Here is a 16824-nt window from a genome sequence, read left to right as displayed (position 1 = left end):
AACATACATATTGAATGTGATGGCCTCTTCGCGAGCAGGCTCGCTCCCACAGGGGGATGTGGTGTTTGGTAGATTTTGTTCACTTAAGGCATTTAGTGAATGTTTAGCCAATCCACACCCAAGGTTCTTCAAATCCCGATTTAACGACTTAACCCCCCGTGTGACGCTGCTGCTCATCTGTTTACTGCGGTCTTCTCTATGGACGGTTGTCCGGTCGCACTTCCCTCCGAACTGGCCTTCTGGGCGCTGTGGCACTGTCGCCACGCCCGCCCGCCGGATTCCTGCATGTCCCGTTGATTGTTCTGACAGGTCCCGCGCGGTGCGCCGGGATCAAACCGGCGGCGCCTGTGCGTTTGCCCGACGCGGATAGACGAGAATTCCCATGAGCTGTGCCACGACATCCTTCGCCACGAAAGAAGAAGCCCTGTCCTTCCTGGAACATAATCCGGATATCGAGATGTTCGAGCTGTTCATCCTCGACAACAACGGTGTGCCACGGGGCAAGCTGCTGCATCGCGATGAACTGCTGGCGGTGTACGAGAGCGGGCGGCCGCTGCCGAGCACCATTCTGGGCCTGACCATCAATGGCGATGATGTAGAAAATTCCGGGCTGGTCTGGGACGTCGGTGATATCGATTGCCGGGCCTACCCGATCAGCGGCAGTTTGCAGCGTATGCCGTGGCGATTGATTCCCACGGCGGCGGTGCAGGTCAGCATGCATCCAAAAGAGGGCATGCCCGCAACCATCGCCGACCCACGGCACCTGCTGGCCAAGGTCATCGAAGGTTTGCAGGCCGACGGTTATTACCCGGTGATGGCGGCGGAGCTGGAGTTCTATTTGCTGGATCAGCAGCGCGACAGCAACGGTCGGCCGCAGCCGGCGCGGGATGTCGATGGCGGGCGCCCCCATGGGACTCAAGTTTATGGCTTGCGCGAGCTGGAGCAGATCGAGCCGTTTCTGGCCGACCTTTACAGCGCCTGCAAACTTCAGGGCATTCCGGCGCGCACGGCGATCTCCGAATATGCGCCGGGGCAGGTGGAAATCACCCTCGAACACCGCACCGATGCTTTACAGGCGATGGACGAAGCGGTGCGCTACAAACGGTTGGTCAAGGGTGTGGCCCACAAGCATGGGATGGCGGCCTGTTTCATGGCCAAGCCTTTCGATGATCTGGCCGGCACTGGCATGCACATGCACGTCAGCCTGGCGGACAAGAACGGCAATAACCTGTTCGCCAGCGAAGCCCCGGACGGCACGCCGCTGCTTAAGCAAGCGGTCGGCGGGATGCTCAGCACGTTGCTCGATTCATTGCTGTTGTTCTGTCCGAACGCCAACTCGTACCGTCGTTTCCAGACCAACAGCTACGCACCACTGGCGGCCACCTGGGGCGTGGACAACCGCACCGTGAGTTTGCGGGTGCCCGGCGGGCCGGCATTCTCTCGGCATATCGAGCACCGCATCTGTGGTGCCGATGCCAACCCGTACCTGGCGGCTGCGTCGATCCTGGCCGGGATTCATCGCGGCATCCGCGAGCAGCTTGACCCAGGATCACCCGTGGAAGGTAACGGGTACGCCCAGTCTATGGAATTGTTGCCCACCGACTGGTTGACTACGTTGCGAGCGCTGGAGGCATCGAACTGGGCGCGGGAGGCATTCGGCAGTGAATTTCTTGGCGTGTATCTGGCGGTGAAACGTGCCGAATACCGGCAGTTCATGGGTGAAGTCGGTGAGCAGGACTGGCGCTGGTATCTGCATCAGGCGTGAAACTGGTTTTCATTGCTGAAAGTTTTGGCCCAATGCCATGAACCAACTATTCGTTGGCTTCTTTTTCACGAAAAATTGATGGTCGGCTGCTTAAAATTAGTGTTGTCGCGGTAAATGAAATTTTCACATTTGCCGTGGGCACTTCTTTCCAGGAACAGCCGTTCATCATGTTGAAGTTCAAAGCCGTGCGCCCCGAGTGGGTGACGTTGATTGTCAGTGCCTTTTTATTGGCAGGGTTCAATTCAGTTCTCTGGCAACACCTCTTCGATATCACCGCTGCAGACGGTCAAGGCATCGTCATGCGTGTCGCGTTCGGGGTGATGATCCTGGCGGTCTTCAACATTGTGCTGACCATGCTGGCATTCCGGCCAGTGATGAAACCCCTGTTGACGCTGATCTTTTTGATCAGTGCCGGCGTGGCTTATTTCATGAGCCAATACGGTGTATTGATCGACGCGGGTATGTTGCGCAACTTCGCAGAAACCAATGCCACGGAAGTACGGGACTTACTGTCCACGAAATTGTTTGTTTATATTGTACTTCTCGGAATTTTGCCGTCGTGGTTGTTGTGGAAGATTCCCGTCCACTATCGGCGCTGGCACCGTGAATTATTAAGTAAAGTATTGGTGAGTGTGGCGTCGGTTGCGGTGATTGGTGGTGTAGCCTTGGTCAACTATCAAGGCTTGTCGTCGTTGTTTCGCAATCACCATGAATTGCGCCTGATGGTGGTACCAAGCAACTACATTGGAGCCTCGTTCGGTTATCTGCACGAGCGAGTAGTTTCTGCCCGGCAGCCCTTCATCAACATCGGTGAAGACGCTCGGAAAAACCCGATCTGGCAGACCCACGACCGTAAATCCTTGACGGTACTGGTGGTGGGTGAAAGTGCCCGGGCCGAGAACTTCGGGATCCTGGGTTATGACCGCGACACCACACCCAAACTGGATAAAGAGGCCGGCCTGATTGCCTTCACCGATGTGCATTCGTGCGGCACGGAAACTGCCGTGTCGGTGCCTTGCATGTTCTCCAACATGGGCCGTAAGGATTACAACGCCAGCAAGGCGAAGAATGAGGAAGGTCTGCTGGACGTGCTCAAACACGCGGGTCTGGAGGTTATCTGGCGGGATAACCAGTCAGGCTGCAAAGGTACTTGCGATCGAGTCACTGTCGACAACGTGAGTAACCTGAAAGATCCGGTGCTGTGTGCCAATAGCGAGTGCCGCGATGAAATTCTCCTGCAAGGTTTGCAGCATTTCATTGACACGCTGGATAAAGACACCGTGCTGGTACTGCACCAAATGGGCAGTCACGGTCCGGAATACTTCAAGCGCTACCCGAAAGAATACGAACACTTCACCCCGGTGTGTGAAAGCAATGCACTGAACAATTGCAGCCGCGAAAGTATCGTCAATGGCTACGACAACACGTTGGTGTATACCGACCATGTGCTGTCGACCTTGATTGATTTGTTGCGCAGTAATCAGGACAAAGTCGATACCGCGATGCTTTATCTGTCGGACCACGGCGAATCGCTGGGCGAATACAACCTGTTCCTTCATGGCACGCCTTACATGCTGGCGCCGGAACAACAGAAGCATGTAGCGATGCTGGCATGGTTCTCCGACAGCTATCAAAAATCGTTCTCGGTCGACACCCATTGCCTGCAACTGAGTCGCGAAAAGCCCTTGAGCCAGGACAACCTGTTCCATTCCATGCTTGGCCTGCTGGAGGTCAACAGCAAGGTCTACGACCCGGGGCTGGACATGTTTGCCGGTTGTCGCGGTGCAGTGATCGACGGTGTTCTGGCCAAAAAATGAATGATTCGACCTTTTTTTCACGTAGCGACCGCTAACCTGCGGCGCCTGGAACGTCCAACAAGAGCCCTTGCACATGTCCGCGCAGCCCCCATCCGCCATCGAACTCGAGTTCGCCCGGCGCTACGATCAGGAACACGCTCGCGTCTGCCTTCAGTCGCGACCGCGTGGCCTGGCAGGGCGTTTGACGTTCTGGCGCGACGAGCAACTGGTGCGTAACGCGCTTCAGGTCGCCGGCGAACCGGGATTGATTCTTGATGTGGCCTGCGGTGCCGGGCGCTTCTGGTCGATACTGGCCGAGCATGCGAATCGGGTGATTCTTGCGACTGATCCGTCTCAGGACATGCTCGATCATGCCCGCACCCACCATCCGCAGCACCTGCTGGAACGGGTCAAGACCTTTCAGAGTTCAGCCTTCACCATCGGTTTGTCGGAGAACGCGGTTGATTGCATTTTTTGCATGCAACTGTTTCAACGCATCGTCAGTCCTGAGCATCGGTTGGCCATGCTGGGCGAGTTCCACCGGGTCAGTCGCGATACCGTGATTGTGGCGGTGCGGGTTGATGGGCGTTTCAAGCTCCGCCGATCGGATGGGGAGGGCGCAGAGGTCCAGCCACAGGCGAGCAAGGCCGAACTTGAGGCAGAGTTCAGGCAGGCGGGTTTCCACTTGCTCAACCATCAGGACTTCCTGCCGGGTTGTGCGCGGATGCGGGTCTACGTGCTGCGTAAGGGCAGCTAGGGGGCGTTCTCAATTAGTTTCCACACCGGCGGGGAAACTAATTGAGAACGCCCCCTTGTCTCCTCCTGTCAGACTATTCTTGTGGTCCAGCAGGTATTTTCGCTAAAGCTCTTGTTCAGTGGATGCGCGGAAATCGCCGGGGGCGATATATACTGCGCGCCATTCTTCAAGGGAGAGCCGTGTGGCCATCGATATTCACTGGATTCGCGACAACGATAGCCTCGGTCAGTTTTGTGCCGAGTGGCAGCAGCTGCCATTCGTTGCCCTCGACACCGAATTCATGCGGGTCGACACCTTTTACCCGATCGCCGGCCTGCTGCAGATCGGCGATGGCGTACGCGCTTACCTGATTGATCCGCTGACCATCGACAATTGGCAGCCGTTGGCCGCATTGCTGGAAAACCCGGCCGTGGTCAAAGTCGTGCATGCGTGCAGCGAAGACCTCGAAGTGTTACTGCGCCTGACCGGCAGCCTGCCGGCGCCGCTGTTCGACACCCAATTGGCCGCCGCTTACCTGAACCTCGGTTTTTCCATGGGCTATTCGCGGCTGGTGCAGGAAGTGCTCGGCATCGACCTGCCCAAGGGTGAAACCCGTTCCGACTGGCTGCAACGTCCTCTGTCCGACACCCAGATCAGCTATGCCGCCGAAGATGCCTTGCACCTGGCGGAAGTTTTCGTACAGCTGCGTCCGAAGCTTTCTGACGAAAAATACGCCTGGGTTTTGGAAGACGGTGCCGAGCTGGTGGCCAATCTGCGTCGCGAGGTCGACCCGTATGAGGTCTATCGCGACGCCAAACTGGCCTGGAAACTGTCCCGCGCCCAACTCGCCGTGTTGCGTGAACTTTGCGCCTGGCGTGAGACGCAGGCCCGTGCCCGTGATCTGCCGCGCAACCGCATCGTCCGTGAACATTCCCTGTGGCCGTTGGCGCGCACGCAACCGGACAACCTCGGCGCGCTGGCGAAAATCGAAGACATGCACCCGCGTACCGTGCGTCAGGACGGCGAATTTCTGCTTGATCTGATCAAGCGCTCTGGCAGTGTGTCGCCTGATCAATGGCCACCTGCGGTGCCGGAGCCGTTGCCGGTGGATGCCGCCGCGCTGGTCAAACAGCTGCGCGCGATCGGCCAGGCCGAAGCCGAACGCCTGAACATCGCGCCAGAGCTGATGCTGCGCAAGAAAACCCTGGAAGCGCTGCTCAAGAGCGGCTTCCCCAATGGTCCTTACCAATTGCCTGATTCGCTGCGTGGCTGGCGCCGCGAGTTGATGGGCCAGGCGCTGCTCGACAGCCTGGCCACCGCCGGAGAACAGCCTTGAAACGTATTTGCTCCATCTATCGAAGCCTGAAGAAAAACGAGATGTACCTCTATGTGCTCAAAAGCGATGCACTGGAGCGCGTTCCGGAAAGCCTGATGGCGGCCTTCGGCAAACCGCATCACGCTTTCGATCTGGTGCTGACGCCCGAGCGCAAGCTGTCGCGCGAAGACATCACTGTGGTGCTGGAAAACCTTGAGAAGCAGGGCTACCACCTGCAAATGCCGCCGGCCGAAGACGAATACATCGAGCATCTGCCGGAAGAATTGCTGCGACGCAACGACCCGATGTGATCGGCAGACAGGCTCTGTTCAGAGCCTGTATGAAATACTGGAATGATTTTGGCGATGGCCAGGGCGATGGAGTGATACTCCGTCGGCGGCCGTCTGCACTGTTTTTGAAAGGTTTGAACCATGCGCGTTCTGATTGCTGAACACGACCACCCTGTGTATGCCCAACTGTTGCGTCAGGCAGCGCCTGATCTGGAAGTACTGACCAGCGGCGACTCCGCCGAACTGGCCCGTCAGGCCGCCGATTGCCAGGTCTGGCTCGGTCAGCCGGACCTGCTGGCGACACTGTTGCGCCAGGGCCACACGCCGGCATGGCTGCAGTCGACCTGGGCCGGCATCACGCCGTTGCTGGCCGACGGCCTGCCACGGCACTATCGCCTGACTCGCGCGGTAGGAATTTTCGGTCAGGTTATGGCCGAATACGTACTGACTTACATGCTCGGCCACGAGCGCGAAGTACTGGCGCGGCTGGTCAGCCAGGTCGAGCGAAAGTGGGACAACCGCCAGGGTCAAAGCCTGGCCGGACGCAAGGTGTTGATCGTCGGCACCGGTGATATCGGCCAGACCGTGGCGCAGTTTCTGCTGCCGTTTGGCGTCGAGTTGTATGGCATCGCCAGCGAAGCCCGCGAGCAGACGCCGTTTGTCGAAGTCGCAAGCCTGGCTGATCTGCCGCGTCTGGTCGGTGAAGTGGATTACGTGATCAATCTGCTGCCCAATACCCCCAATACTCACGACCTGTACGACGCCGCACTGTTCAAGCAGTTCAAGCCGACCGGATTGTTCATCAACGTTGGGCGCGGCGTGGCGGTGGTCGATGCGGATCTGGTGGAAGCCTTGAAGGAGGGGCATCTGGCCGGGGCCGTGATCGACGTCTGCCGTCAGGAACCTCTGCCGCAACGCCATCCGTTCTGGACCGCGTGGGGCCTGCTGCTGACCGGCCACAGTTCGGCACCGACGTCGCCACCGATGATGGTGAAGTTGTTCGCCGAAAACCTGCGGGCGTATCAGGCGGGCGAAGCGTTGCGCGGGGAAGTGGATTTCAATCGCGGGTATTGAATCCACCACCAATCAAATGTGGGAGCGAGCAAGCCCGCTCCCACATTTGAACTTCATCGTTGGTTAGAGGGTGAAATCACCTTCAGCCGCCAACTCGCTCAGCGGACGACGCGGGCTTGGCTCTTCGCGCGCTTGCAGGTACTCGGCCAGCGTCGCCTTGTCGCCCAGCTTGCCGATCGCCACCGCCGCGTGCAGCGCATAGCCCTCAGGAATATTCAGCTCTTTGCGGGTCAGTTCCTGATCGAAACCAGCCATGCCGTGCGTGTGCCAGCCGCTGATGCTCGCTTGCAGCGCCAGGTGGCCCCAGGCCGAACCGGTATCGAAGGTGTGCCATAGCGCCGGTGTTTCTTCGGTGGCGCCAGGTATCGCAAAGGTGGTTTTCGAGACCACGATCACCAGCGCCGAGGCATGCTGCGCCCAACTGCGGTTGAATTCATTCAACAGGCCCAGGTAACGCTCCCAGTTCGGCGTGTCGCGACGCGCATAGAGAAACCGCCAAGGCTGCGAGTTATACGCCGAAGGTGCCCAGCGTGCGGCTTCGAAGAAGCTCAGCAGCGTCTCTTCGGCAATGGTTTCGCCGGTGAAGGCGCGGGGCGACCAGCGATCGGTGAACTGAGGGTGAATGGCGTAATCGGCAACGCGTGGGTTAGCGCTCATCAAGAGATTCCTTTACGTCTGAAAGTGAGGGTCGTCTAAAAAACCGGCGGGCGCAGTTGAGCTGAGCGATAGAGTTTTTCGAGAGCCTGGGCCGTTCACCTGAATGCAACGCGGTTGAGCGTTAATGGCACGTGGGCAGGGCTCTTTGCAGCTGGCAAAGCTACCGGGCGGCGCAAAAACTCACAAGTGCCGTGTACCGGCAGTCGCCAATGCTTGGCCCGCCGGTGCCTTGGCACTAGACTGGCGGCCTTTTCACCACCTGATGTTGATGCTTGAGCCATGGCCGCCAAAGTCGAACCGTTCTGGATACGCAAAACCCTCGATCAACTCGATCAAGAGGAATGGGAATCGCTGTGCGATGGCTGTGGCCTGTGCTGCCTGCAAAAACTCGAGGACGAAGACGACAACTCCGTCTACTACACGCGTATCGCCTGCAAACTGCTGGACCTCAAAACCTGTCAGTGTACCGATTACCCCAACCGCCGCGACTTTGTGCCCGATTGCATCCAGCTCACGCCGGGCAAGGCCGATGAGTTCAAATGGCTGCCGCCGACCTGCGGTTATCGACTGGTCAGCGAAGGCAAGGATTTACCGCTCTGGCATCACTTGGTATGCGGTGATCGCGAGGCGGTGCATCACGAACGTATTTCCCAGTCCGGGCGCATGCTCGCCGAGGGCAGCGTGGCCGAAGACGATTGGGAAGACCATCTGATTTTTCGCGCGGGTTGATTCCCATTGCTTTGTGGCGAGGGAGCTTGCTCGCGCTTGAGTGCGTAGCACTCACAAAATAGGAAGTGATGACAAAAATTCGGGGCCGCTACGCAGCCCAGCGCGAGCAAGCTCGCTCGCCACAATAGGAGTGTGTATGGCTGTGGGAGTGCGGCGGGCGTTGGCTGTCGGGCTGCTGGCCCTGAGTTTGCCTGTATGGGCGGCGAAGAAAGTCGATCTGGATTATCACGTGCGCCTGTTGCCGCAAAGCGATCAGGCCGAAGTGCGCCTGACCCTGGCCCAGGGCTCGGCGGTGCGCAGTCTGGATTTCGACTTGGGCGATGGCAGTCACTACAGTGATTTCAAGGCCGATGGCCAATGGCAGCTCACACCGGGCAAACAGGCCCGTGGTGTCTGGCGTCCGACCGCCGAAAAGGCCAGCCTGACCTACCGCGTGCGCATCAGCCATGGGCGCAAGAGCGGCAGCTTCGACACCCGAATGACGCCGAACTGGGCGCTGATGCGTGGCGATGACCTGGTGCCCGCGGCCAAACTCGATCAACAGGACGGTATCGAGCTGGTCTCACGCCTTGAATTCGAATTGCCCACCGGTTGGAAAAGCGTCGAAACCGCCTGGCCGCGGATCGGTAAGAACAAGTTCCGGATCGACAACGTCTCGCGCCTGTTCGATCGTCCCACTGGCTGGATGCTCGCCGGCCACCTCGGCAGCCGCCGCACGCGGCTGGGAGAAACCGAAGTCACCGTCGCCTCGCCACAGGGGCAGGGCATGCGCCGCATGGACGTGCTGACGCTGCTGACCTTTGTCTGGCCGCAAGTGCAGGAAACTTTTCCGCGTCATCCCAGCAAGTTGCTGATTGTCGGCGCCAACGACCCGATGTGGCGCGGCAGCCTGGCCGCGCATGAATCGATCTACCTGAACACGCGTCTGCCGCTGGTCAGCGAAAGCGGCAGCAGTGCCTTGGTGCGTGAATTGGCTCAAGTGTTCGGGCGGATCAACGACAGCCAGCGCAGCGACTGGATCAGCGAAGGGGTTGCCGAGTATTACGCCATCGAACTGGTGCGCCGCGCAGGCGGCATGAGTGATGAGCGGTATGAAAGCCTACACAGCAAGTTGGTCAAGGACAGCCAGAAGGTCAGCACGTTGCGCGGTGAGCAGATCAACCCGGCGCAGGTGGCCAAAGCGGTGGTGTTGCTACAGGAACTGGACCGCGAGATTCGCCTGAAGACCCGCAACAAGCGCTCGCTCGATGATGTGCTGCGTGGGGCGATGCAGTTGGAGAGTGTGGATACGAAGGCATTCGTTCAGCTCGCGGAAAGCGTTATTGGCGAGTCTTCCAAGGTGCTTGATACCGGATTGTTGCAATAAAAAATCAAAAGATCGCAGCCTTCGGCAGCTCCTACATTGGGATGGTGTACCACCTGTAGGAGCTGCCGAAGGCTGCGATCTTTTGATCTAAAAGGGTTAAACCCCAGCCTTCGGCGAATTCAACGAATCATTTCCCGTCACGGTCGCCGTGCTGGTCGCCGCTTCGGCATTGGCTTTCATGCGGGCCAGCTCATCCCCGGCGCGCTCGATTCTCGCGCGTGCGTTTTTCATGTCCTGACGGTTCTTTTCCAACAGCCTTTTCGCCGAGCAATGCCCAGTGATTCCCCGGGCCAGGGCCATGCCGCCGATGGCTATTTCAATCAATCCGAACACGCCGCCGCGTCGCAGGCCCTTGCTCAGCATGACCACGCCGCCCGCCAGGGAGCCGGCGCGCTCCCAACCATGAACGTTCTGTACGGAAGGGCTCTGGAACGGGGTGGTTTCGATACGTTCTACAGGATTGAACTCGCGCATGATCTGTCTCCAGGCAGGGAAGGGTTGCTTCAGCAATAGATATTTAGCTGACTGCCTGGGCGAGCGGCTTGTTCCATCGAATATGCGGCAATTCAGCGGAATTTCGGCCCCGAGCGGGTGTTGTTGCCCTTGGCCATGCGGTCGTACAGCACAACGTTGACGGTGGCCGCCAGATTCATGCAGCCGGTGGTCGGGATGTAGACCACGTCTTCGCACCAGTCACGGATTTCTTTATCCAGCGAGCCGTCTTCGGGGCCGAAGATGTAGAGGGCGCGATCCGGGTGCGTGTATTCCGGCAGCGAGCGGGCGCCGTCGACCAGTTCAACAGCGACCGGGACACAGCCCAGGGGCAGGATTCTCTTCAGGTCGTCGATGCCGATCAGCGGAATGTCGTAATGGACTTTCTTGGTGTCGGTGACGAAATCGGCAGCGCGTTCATAGCGCTTGCCGGTGTAAAACACCGACGCCACGCCATAGCAGCCGGCGGCGCGCATTACCGAACCGACGTTCTCCGGTGATTTGGGGTTGTACAAACCAATGCAGCTGTACCGTTTATCTGCCACGAGCGGGGTGCCTTCGGGGAAAAAACGGCGATTATACGGGGATTGGGGGAGGGGTGTTCAGTTTGGAGATTGGTGGTGTCTGAGCAATTGCTATCGCGAGCAGGCTCGCTCCCACATTGGATCTTGGGTGTTCACAAGTACTATATGCACAGAAGATCCCCTGTGGGAGCGAGCCTGCTCGCGATGAGGCCAGTTAGGGCACTGAAGATCTTTAATCTTCTTTCTTCATCAACCCCGCCAACGCCGCAAACGGGTTGTGCGTCGCCTTGGCAATCTTCGGTGTACTCAGCGAACCTTCATCGAAATACTGCTGATCGGTATAACGCGAGTGTTCGTTGTCGTGGCAATACAGGCACAACAGCTCCCAGTTCGAGCCATCCTGAGGGTTGTTGTCATGGTTGTGGTCGCGGTGATGCACGGTCAGTTCGCTCAGGCGTTTGCCGGAGAACTCACGGGCGCAGCGGCCGCACACGTGCGGGTACATCTTCAGGGCCTTGTCGCGGTAACCCATTTCCTTGTCGCGTTGGTTGTCGGCAAGGATGCGGTCCAGCTTCGACGTGTTGGACGGAGGCGTTGACGAACTCATGGGTTCACCTTTGTAAAAAGACTAATGACGGTTATGAGCCAAGTGTAGGGCCTGTCATCACTTATTTCCTAGGCCGCGCCGGGTCTGCTGTGGCGCAACGCGGCCTAGGAAATAAGTGATGACAGGCCCACGCTCAGCCCTTGAGCTTTTCGGCAATCCAGATGGTGTGGCGGGTGCCCTTGTTGCCGTGGGCGAAGACTTGCACTTCCTCGGCTTTGAAACCGGCTTTTTTCAGCTTGTCGGAAAACTGCCGGTCGGCGCTGGCCGACCACACCGCCAGCACGCCTTTTGGCCGCAGGGCCTTGGCACACGCGCTCAGGCCGCCGGCGGAGTAGAGCCAGCTGTTGGCCTTCTGGGTCAGACCTTCGGGGCCGTTGTCGACGTCGAGCATGATCGCATCGAAACCTTGTGGCTCGGCTTGCAGCACCTTGGCCACGTCTTCCATGCGGATCACGGTGCGCGGGTCAAGCAGTGGGTTGCCGGCTTTCTCACCAAGGGGGCCACGGTTCCACTCCACCACGCCGGGTACCAGTTCGGCGACCACCACTTCAGCCGTCTTGCCCAAGTGCTTGAGTGCCGAGGCGAGGGTGAAGCCCATGCCCAGGCCACCGATCAATACCCGCGAATTTGGCCGGCCGGCGACCTTGCGGCAAGGGATTTCGGCCAGGGCATCTTCGGAACCGTGCATGCGGGTGTTCATCAACTGCCCGCCGTCACCGCCCTGAATCTTGATGACGAAATCCTCGCCGTATTCGAACAGGCACAGGGCACCGCCGTTTTCAGGAATGGGGGTGGTGTCGAGCAGAACGAAACGTTTCATGGGGCTCTCTTGAGGAGAAATTGATATACCGAGGAAGGCAAACGAGCGCAGTTGGGAGTAGCCTGCAAAAGACAACAAGGCCAACGGAGCCATTGATGAAGCGCACCATTCTAACGGTCATTGCCCTGGCCGCGCTCTCGATAACTGCAGTGCAGGCCCAGGAGCTGCAAACCATCCCCACCAGCCCCGTGCCGATGCCCGGTTCACCCGGCACCGCCACCCCGACGCCGTACCCGCAGATCACCCCGACCAGCGTGCCCAAGGCCGGTTCCGGCAATGGCGGACCACCGTTGTTGCCACCGATCGAAATGCCCAACCCGCCCAAGGACCAGACCTTGCCGGGCCTTGAGCCGAGTACAACGAAAATCAAAACGCCGGGCGGGTAAGTATCTAAATCTGCTGCGAGAGCAGTTGCCCATCGGCCATGCGCAAGCGCTTGGAAAGGGAAACGGCGAGGGCGCGGATGATCTTGGCGGCGATTTTCGGCGCGTCGTTAAGCATCTTTTCCAGGGAGTCCTTGCCCAGGTTGAGCAACTGGCAATTGCTCGCGGCCACGCAACTGGCTGAGCGCCGTTCACCGTCGAGCACAGCCATTTCGCCGAACGCCCGACCGCTGCGCAAGGTGGCCATGGTCACCCGTTGCCCGTCGCTGTTGGTCTTCTGCACCGCGACCTGTCCGGTGTGGATGATGCACATGAAACTGCCGGCATCGCCCTCATGGAAAATCTCTTTGCCTTCGGGAATGGTGCTGATGCTGAAATAACCCGAAGCCGCCACGAAGTCTGCCGGCAGCAGTTGATCGAACAGGCCGCAGTCCATCAGCCAGTCGCGAATTTCGTTGTTCAGTAAGGTCGGTTCTGACATGTCGTCACGGTCTTTTTCTTGTGTCTGGTTCCGGTTTTTTGGATGTCCCCAATCCCTTGTGGGAGCGAGCCTGCTCGCGATGGCGGAGGCACATTCAACATGGATATTGAATGTGATGCCCTCATCGCGAGCAGGCTCGCTCCCACAGGGGATATGTGTTGCATCCGGTCTGGCGTACTGGTGTTAAGACCGGTACGCCGGGCCAAGTTCCTCAGGCGATGTCCAAAACCTTGAAAACAAATGCGTATTCGAGGGCTACGTCACGTAATCCCTGATAACGACCGCTCATCCCGCCATGGCCGGCACCCAGTTCAGTCTTGAGCAACAAGGCGTTGGTGTCGGTTTTGGTCGCGCGCAATTTCGCCACCCACTTGGCCGCTTCCCAGTACTGCACGCGACTGTCGTTGTAGCCGGCGATTACCAGCGTTGCCGGATAGGCTTGCGCGGTGACGTTTTCGTACGGGGCGTAGGCCTTGATCCGATCATAGACGTCCGGCTCTTGCGGGTTGCCCCACTCGTCGTATTCCGTGACGGTCAGCGGCAGTTCCGGGTCGAGCATGGTGTTGAGCACGTCGACGAACGGCACTTCGGCAATCGCCGCAGCGAACAGCTCCGGCCGCTGATTGAGTACCGCGCCGATCAGCAAACCACCGGCGCTGCCACCGCTGATCGCCAGCTGCGATGGGGTGGTGAAGCCGTTGGCTATCAGGTGTTCGGCGCAGGCAATGAAGTCGCTGAAGGTGTTGTGCTTGTGTTCCTGCTTGCCGGCGCGGTACCAGGCTTCGCCCAGCTCACCGCCACCGCGTACATGGGCGATGGCAAACGCCATGCCGCGATCCAGCAGGCTCAGGCGGGCGTGGGAGAACCACGGGTCGAGGCTTTCGCCGTAGGCGCCGTAGCCGTACAGATAAAGCGGCGTCGGCTTGCCGAGGAACTCGCGTTTGACCACAAGGCTGATCGGCACTTGCGTACCGTCCGGTGCGGTTGCCCAAAGCCGCTGGCTGACATACGCATCGGCGTCGAATGGGCCGAGCACCGGGGTTTCCTTGAGGACTTGCTGCTCGCCGGTGGTCAGAATCAGTTGGCGGATCTGCGCTGGACGGTTCAAGGCTTCGTAGCGCAGACGGATCCGGTCGCTGACAAATTCCAGGCTGTTCTGCACATGCAGGCTGTAGGCCGCGTCCGGCAATTGCACGCGATATGGCACTAAATCCCGTGGGCGGACTTCGATGATCGGCAGGCCACCTTCGCGCAGGCTCAGGGTCATGGCCTCGGCGTTCAGGCTCATGCCTTCGAGCATCACTGTGTCGCTGTGGGGAATCAGGTTCTGCCAGTCGGCTTCGGTCGGCGCGACGCCAGTATCGATGGCTTGGTACAGGGCGAAGTTGATGCCGTCGCGGTTGGTGCGGATCAGCCACGTCCACTCACCATCGAGTTTGCCGTGGTCGACATCGTATTCATGTTCTTCGACCCTCGGCGCCAGGCAGGTAAAGGCCTGATGCGGCAGCGAGGCGTCGAGCACCCAGACTTCGCTGGTGGTCTTGCTGCCCAGCGACAACAGCAGTTGCCGTTCGGAGCTTGAGCGGTAGCAATGCAGGAAGAATCGGCCGTCCGGCTCATGGAACACTTCTTCGGCCGCGGTGCCGTCCAGCCGATAGCGGAACAATTTGTGCGGGCGATGGGTGTCGTCGAGTTCGCCGAAGAACAGCGTCAGGCTGTCGTTAGCCCAGGTCATGCTGCCGTCGCAATCCTGGAATTCCAGTTCGCTGACGCGGCCGCTGGATAATTCCTTCACGAACAGCGTGTAAATCTCTTCGCCGCTGGAGTCGATGCTGTAGGCCAGACGCTGGTGGTCCGGGCTGATGCTGAACGCGCCCAGGGAAAAGAAGCCGCCCTTGGCCAGCACGTTCGGATCAAGCAGCAGCAGTTCCTGGCTTTCGTCAATCTGCAGGCTGCCATCGACCGGACGCGGGCAGCGGTAATGGCGGGCGTACTCGTCGCCGGCAGTGGTGCGCGTGTAATACAGGTACGGGCCCCAGGGCGAGGGCAGCGACAGGTCGGTTTCGAGAATCCGCCCCTTGATCTCTTCGAACAGGGTTTCGCGCAGCCCGGCTTGATCGGCGGTTTGTGCCTCTTGATAGCGGTTTTCAGCTTTCAGGTAATCGAGCACCGCGTCGGTGTCGCGCTCCTGCAGCCAGGCATACGGGTCGGAACCGTCGGCCTTGTGGGCAATCGGAGCGCTGGTGACGTTGGCGGATAGGGGCATGAATGGCTCTCGAACAATGTACGGAATAGGGGCTTCGCAACCTGTGGGAGCGGGCTTGCTCGCGAAGGCGGTGTGTCAGGCAACATCAATGTCGAGTGATACTCCCTCTTCGCGAGCAAGCCCGCTCCCACATGGAATGCGCTTAACTCACTGGTATTGGGACAAGCCTGACGTGCGAAAAGTCGTTACTATAAGCGCCTCTTTGCCTGCCTTGCCATGGACACCATGACCGAGAACGACTATCTGATCGCTTGGGGCCTCTACGCCTTTGCCGCTTTAGGCTGCCTGTTGGTGTGGATGCGCATCACCCGCTGGATGTGGCGCTGGCTGCGTGAGCCGTTGCGGCTGCTGGTGGCGGTGTTGCTGTTCAGCCCGACCATCATCGACCCGGTGAAGGAAAAGGTCGCTCCGGCCATCGCCATCACTGCCCTCGATCTGCTGTTCAAGGTCGGCAACAACGCCTGGCGCGCGATTTCCGATCTGTTCATGTACGGCATGATTGCCTTCGGCATTTACCTGGTGTTCGTGGCGATCCGTTTTCCCATCGAGCGCGCCTCCAACGCTCGCAAGGAACAGGCGGCTGCCGCCAAGGCAGCGGCGCGGGCCGACGAGCCTGACGATGATCAGCCTTTCGGCGGTGCCGGCGATGATCGTTACGGCCGGCCACCGGTGCCGAGCAACCCTCAGCGTTTGCGGGTCGAACCGCGTCTGTAACGGTGCCCCTGTACTGAATCGAGAGTCCGAGCATGTGTGAGTTATTGGGCATGAGCGCCAATGTCCCGACCGATATCGTGTTCAGCTTCACCGGGCTGATGCAGCGCGGTGGCCGCACCGGGCCGCACCGTGACGGCTGGGGCATCGCTTTTTATGAAGGCCGTGGCCTGCGGCTGTTCCAGGACCCGGCGGCGAGCAGCGAGTCGGAAGTGGCAAACCTGGTGCAGCGCTATCCGATCAAAAGCGAAGTGGTGATCGGGCACATTCGCCAGGCCAACGTCGGCAAGGTCTGCCTGTCCAACACCCACCCGTTCGTGCGCGAATTGTGGGGGCGCAACTGGTGTTTCGCCCATAACGGCCAGTTGGCCGATTTCAACCCGACCGCCAGTTTTTACCGCCCCGTTGGCGATACCGACAGCGAAGCGGCATTTTGCGATTTGCTCAATCGGGTACGCGCTGCGTTCCCCGAGCCGGTAGAGATCGAAGCACTGTTGCCGGACCTGGTGGCCGCCTGCGCCGAGTACCGCAGCAAAGGCGTGTTCAACTGCTTGCTCAGTGATGGCGACTGGTTGTTCTGCTACTGCTCGAGCAAACTGGCGCAGATCACCCGCCGTGCGCCTTTTGGCCCGGCGCGCTTGAAGGATGTCGATGTGATCGTCGACTTTCAGGCCGAAACCACGCCCAACGATGTGGTCACGGTGATTGCCACCGAACCCTTGACCGAAAACGAAACCTGGACCCGCTACGAACCGGGCCAATGGAGCCTCTGGCGACGCGGTGAATGCGTCAGCCAGGGCAAGACCGAATAA

The 16824-nt window shown here is 59.4% G+C and carries 18 protein-coding genes; 11 read left to right on the top strand and 7 right to left on the bottom strand.

The genetic code is table 11. The annotated features are described in order from the left end of the window. Positions 1–382 precede the first annotated feature (382 nt). From BK662_RS29190 to BK662_RS29165, 6 genes are all read left to right on the top strand, one after another. Positions 383–1765: a glutamine synthetase family protein gene (locus tag BK662_RS29190; RefSeq protein ID WP_123360407.1), complete on the top strand. Its 1383-nt coding sequence runs from the start codon at positions 383–385 to the stop codon at positions 1763–1765. A 167-nt stretch (positions 1766–1932) separates the two neighbouring features. After that, positions 1933–3582 (top strand): phosphoethanolamine transferase, encoded by a 1650-nt coding sequence (locus tag BK662_RS29185; protein ID WP_123360732.1) that lies wholly within the window; start codon positions 1933–1935, stop codon positions 3580–3582. Between the two features lie 73 nt (positions 3583–3655). Further along, positions 3656–4318, top strand: coding sequence for a class I SAM-dependent methyltransferase (locus BK662_RS29180; RefSeq protein ID WP_123360406.1), 663 nt, complete (start codon positions 3656–3658; stop codon positions 4316–4318). Positions 4319–4499: 181 nt separating this feature from the next. Beyond that, positions 4500–5633, top strand: a complete 1134-nt coding sequence (gene rnd / locus BK662_RS29175) for a ribonuclease D (RefSeq protein ID WP_123360405.1) — start codon at positions 4500–4502, stop codon at positions 5631–5633. Beyond that, positions 5630–5923 carry a YcgL domain-containing protein gene (locus BK662_RS29170; protein WP_007898694.1) on the top strand — a complete coding sequence of 98 codons (294 nt, stop codon included), beginning with the start codon at positions 5630–5632 and terminating at the stop codon, positions 5921–5923. The genes rnd and BK662_RS29170 overlap by 4 nt, the downstream gene beginning before the upstream one ends. A 120-nt stretch (positions 5924–6043) precedes the next feature. Then, complete coding sequence (locus BK662_RS29165; RefSeq protein ID WP_123360404.1) at positions 6044–6976, top strand: D-2-hydroxyacid dehydrogenase; 933 nt, start codon at positions 6044–6046, stop codon at positions 6974–6976. A gap of 63 nt (positions 6977–7039) precedes the next feature. On the opposite strand, the gene BK662_RS29160 is transcribed toward BK662_RS29165, so the two are convergent. Beyond that, on the bottom strand, positions 7040–7633 hold the full coding sequence (locus tag BK662_RS29160) for a nitroreductase family protein (RefSeq protein WP_123360403.1): 594 nt from the start codon (positions 7631–7633) through the stop codon (positions 7040–7042). Positions 7634–7912: 279 nt separating this feature from the next. Between BK662_RS29160 and BK662_RS29155 the strand changes: the two genes are divergently transcribed. Continuing rightward, on the top strand, positions 7913–8362 hold the full coding sequence (locus tag BK662_RS29155; protein ID WP_038979355.1) for a YcgN family cysteine cluster protein: 450 nt from the start codon (positions 7913–7915) through the stop codon (positions 8360–8362). A 136-nt stretch (positions 8363–8498) separates the two neighbouring features. Next, positions 8499–9728, top strand: coding sequence for a hypothetical protein (locus BK662_RS29150; RefSeq protein WP_123360402.1), 1230 nt, complete (start codon positions 8499–8501; stop codon positions 9726–9728). A gap of 96 nt (positions 9729–9824) precedes the next feature. On the opposite strand, the gene BK662_RS29145 is transcribed toward BK662_RS29150, so the two are convergent. The 4 genes from BK662_RS29145 to BK662_RS29130 form a co-directional block, all read right to left on the bottom strand. After that, positions 9825–10202, bottom strand: coding sequence for a YgaP family membrane protein (locus BK662_RS29145; RefSeq protein WP_123360401.1), 378 nt, complete (start codon positions 10200–10202; stop codon positions 9825–9827). A 92-nt stretch (positions 10203–10294) separates the two neighbouring features. Continuing rightward, entirely contained in the window at positions 10295–10765 is a 471-nt protein-coding gene (locus tag BK662_RS29140) for an RNA methyltransferase (RefSeq protein WP_123360400.1), read from the bottom strand. Between the two features lie 211 nt (positions 10766–10976). Continuing rightward, a complete protein-coding gene (locus BK662_RS29135) occupies positions 10977–11351 on the bottom strand; it encodes a YajD family HNH nuclease (protein WP_123360399.1) in 375 nt (124 codons plus the stop codon). A 133-nt stretch (positions 11352–11484) separates the two neighbouring features. Continuing rightward, positions 11485–12171, bottom strand: a complete 687-nt coding sequence (locus tag BK662_RS29130) for a spermidine synthase (RefSeq protein WP_007898703.1) — start codon at positions 12169–12171, stop codon at positions 11485–11487. Between the two features lie 95 nt (positions 12172–12266). On the opposite strand from BK662_RS29130, the gene BK662_RS29125 reads away from it, so the two are divergent. Then, positions 12267–12557: a hypothetical protein gene (locus BK662_RS29125; protein WP_123360398.1), complete on the top strand. Its 291-nt coding sequence runs from the start codon at positions 12267–12269 to the stop codon at positions 12555–12557. A gap of 4 nt (positions 12558–12561) precedes the next feature. On the opposite strand, the gene BK662_RS29120 is transcribed toward BK662_RS29125, so the two are convergent. After that, a complete protein-coding gene (locus BK662_RS29120) occupies positions 12562–13035 on the bottom strand; it encodes a cyclic nucleotide-binding domain-containing protein (protein WP_123360397.1) in 474 nt (157 codons plus the stop codon). A 211-nt stretch (positions 13036–13246) separates the two neighbouring features. Then, positions 13247–15301 (bottom strand): S9 family peptidase, encoded by a 2055-nt coding sequence (locus BK662_RS29110; protein WP_123360396.1) that lies wholly within the window; start codon positions 15299–15301, stop codon positions 13247–13249. Positions 15302–15517: 216 nt separating this feature from the next. Here BK662_RS29110 and BK662_RS29100 point away from each other — a divergent pair, with 216 nt between their 5' ends. Both BK662_RS29100 and BK662_RS29095 read left to right on the top strand, forming a co-directional pair. Beyond that, complete coding sequence (locus BK662_RS29100) at positions 15518–16015, top strand: MFS transporter (RefSeq protein WP_123360395.1); 498 nt, start codon at positions 15518–15520, stop codon at positions 16013–16015. A 32-nt stretch (positions 16016–16047) separates the two neighbouring features. Then, on the top strand, positions 16048–16824 hold the full coding sequence (locus BK662_RS29095) for a class II glutamine amidotransferase (protein WP_007898710.1): 777 nt from the start codon (positions 16048–16050) through the stop codon (positions 16822–16824).

This window comes from Pseudomonas frederiksbergensis (assembly GCF_003732275.1).
GTDB lineage: Bacteria > Pseudomonadota > Gammaproteobacteria > Pseudomonadales > Pseudomonadaceae > Aquipseudomonas > Aquipseudomonas frederiksbergensis_H.
Note: the sequence above shows the minus strand (reverse complement) of the source record. Positions and strands in the feature narration are given on the sequence as shown.

What these genes read in the sequence shown, in the direction of transcription:
- BK662_RS29190 (WP_123360407.1), top strand. Translation starts at nt 383, where the DNA reads ATGAGCTGTGCCACGACATCCTTCGCCACGAAAGAAGAAGCCCTGTCC.
- BK662_RS29185 (WP_123360732.1), top strand. Translation starts at nt 1,933, where the DNA reads ATGTTGAAGTTCAAAGCCGTGCGCCCCGAGTGGGTGACGTTGATTGTC.
- BK662_RS29180 (WP_123360406.1), top strand. Translation starts at nt 3,656, where the DNA reads ATGTCCGCGCAGCCCCCATCCGCCATCGAACTCGAGTTCGCCCGGCGC.
- BK662_RS29165 (WP_123360404.1), top strand. Translation starts at nt 6,044, where the DNA reads ATGCGCGTTCTGATTGCTGAACACGACCACCCTGTGTATGCCCAACTG.
- BK662_RS29160 (WP_123360403.1), bottom strand. Translation starts at nt 7,633, where the DNA reads ATGAGCGCTAACCCACGCGTTGCCGATTACGCCATTCACCCTCAGTTC.
- BK662_RS29155 (WP_038979355.1), top strand. Translation starts at nt 7,913, where the DNA reads ATGGCCGCCAAAGTCGAACCGTTCTGGATACGCAAAACCCTCGATCAA.
- BK662_RS29150 (WP_123360402.1), top strand. Translation starts at nt 8,499, where the DNA reads ATGGCTGTGGGAGTGCGGCGGGCGTTGGCTGTCGGGCTGCTGGCCCTG.
- BK662_RS29145 (WP_123360401.1), bottom strand. Translation starts at nt 10,202, where the DNA reads ATGCGCGAGTTCAATCCTGTAGAACGTATCGAAACCACCCCGTTCCAG.
- BK662_RS29135 (WP_123360399.1), bottom strand. Translation starts at nt 11,351, where the DNA reads ATGAGTTCGTCAACGCCTCCGTCCAACACGTCGAAGCTGGACCGCATC.
- BK662_RS29130 (WP_007898703.1), bottom strand. Translation starts at nt 12,171, where the DNA reads ATGAAACGTTTCGTTCTGCTCGACACCACCCCCATTCCTGAAAACGGC.
- BK662_RS29125 (WP_123360398.1), top strand. Translation starts at nt 12,267, where the DNA reads ATGAAGCGCACCATTCTAACGGTCATTGCCCTGGCCGCGCTCTCGATA.
- BK662_RS29120 (WP_123360397.1), bottom strand. Translation starts at nt 13,035, where the DNA reads ATGTCAGAACCGACCTTACTGAACAACGAAATTCGCGACTGGCTGATG.
- BK662_RS29110 (WP_123360396.1), bottom strand. Translation starts at nt 15,301, where the DNA reads ATGCCCCTATCCGCCAACGTCACCAGCGCTCCGATTGCCCACAAGGCC.
- BK662_RS29100 (WP_123360395.1), top strand. Translation starts at nt 15,518, where the DNA reads ATGGACACCATGACCGAGAACGACTATCTGATCGCTTGGGGCCTCTAC.
- BK662_RS29095 (WP_007898710.1), top strand. Translation starts at nt 16,048, where the DNA reads ATGTGTGAGTTATTGGGCATGAGCGCCAATGTCCCGACCGATATCGTG.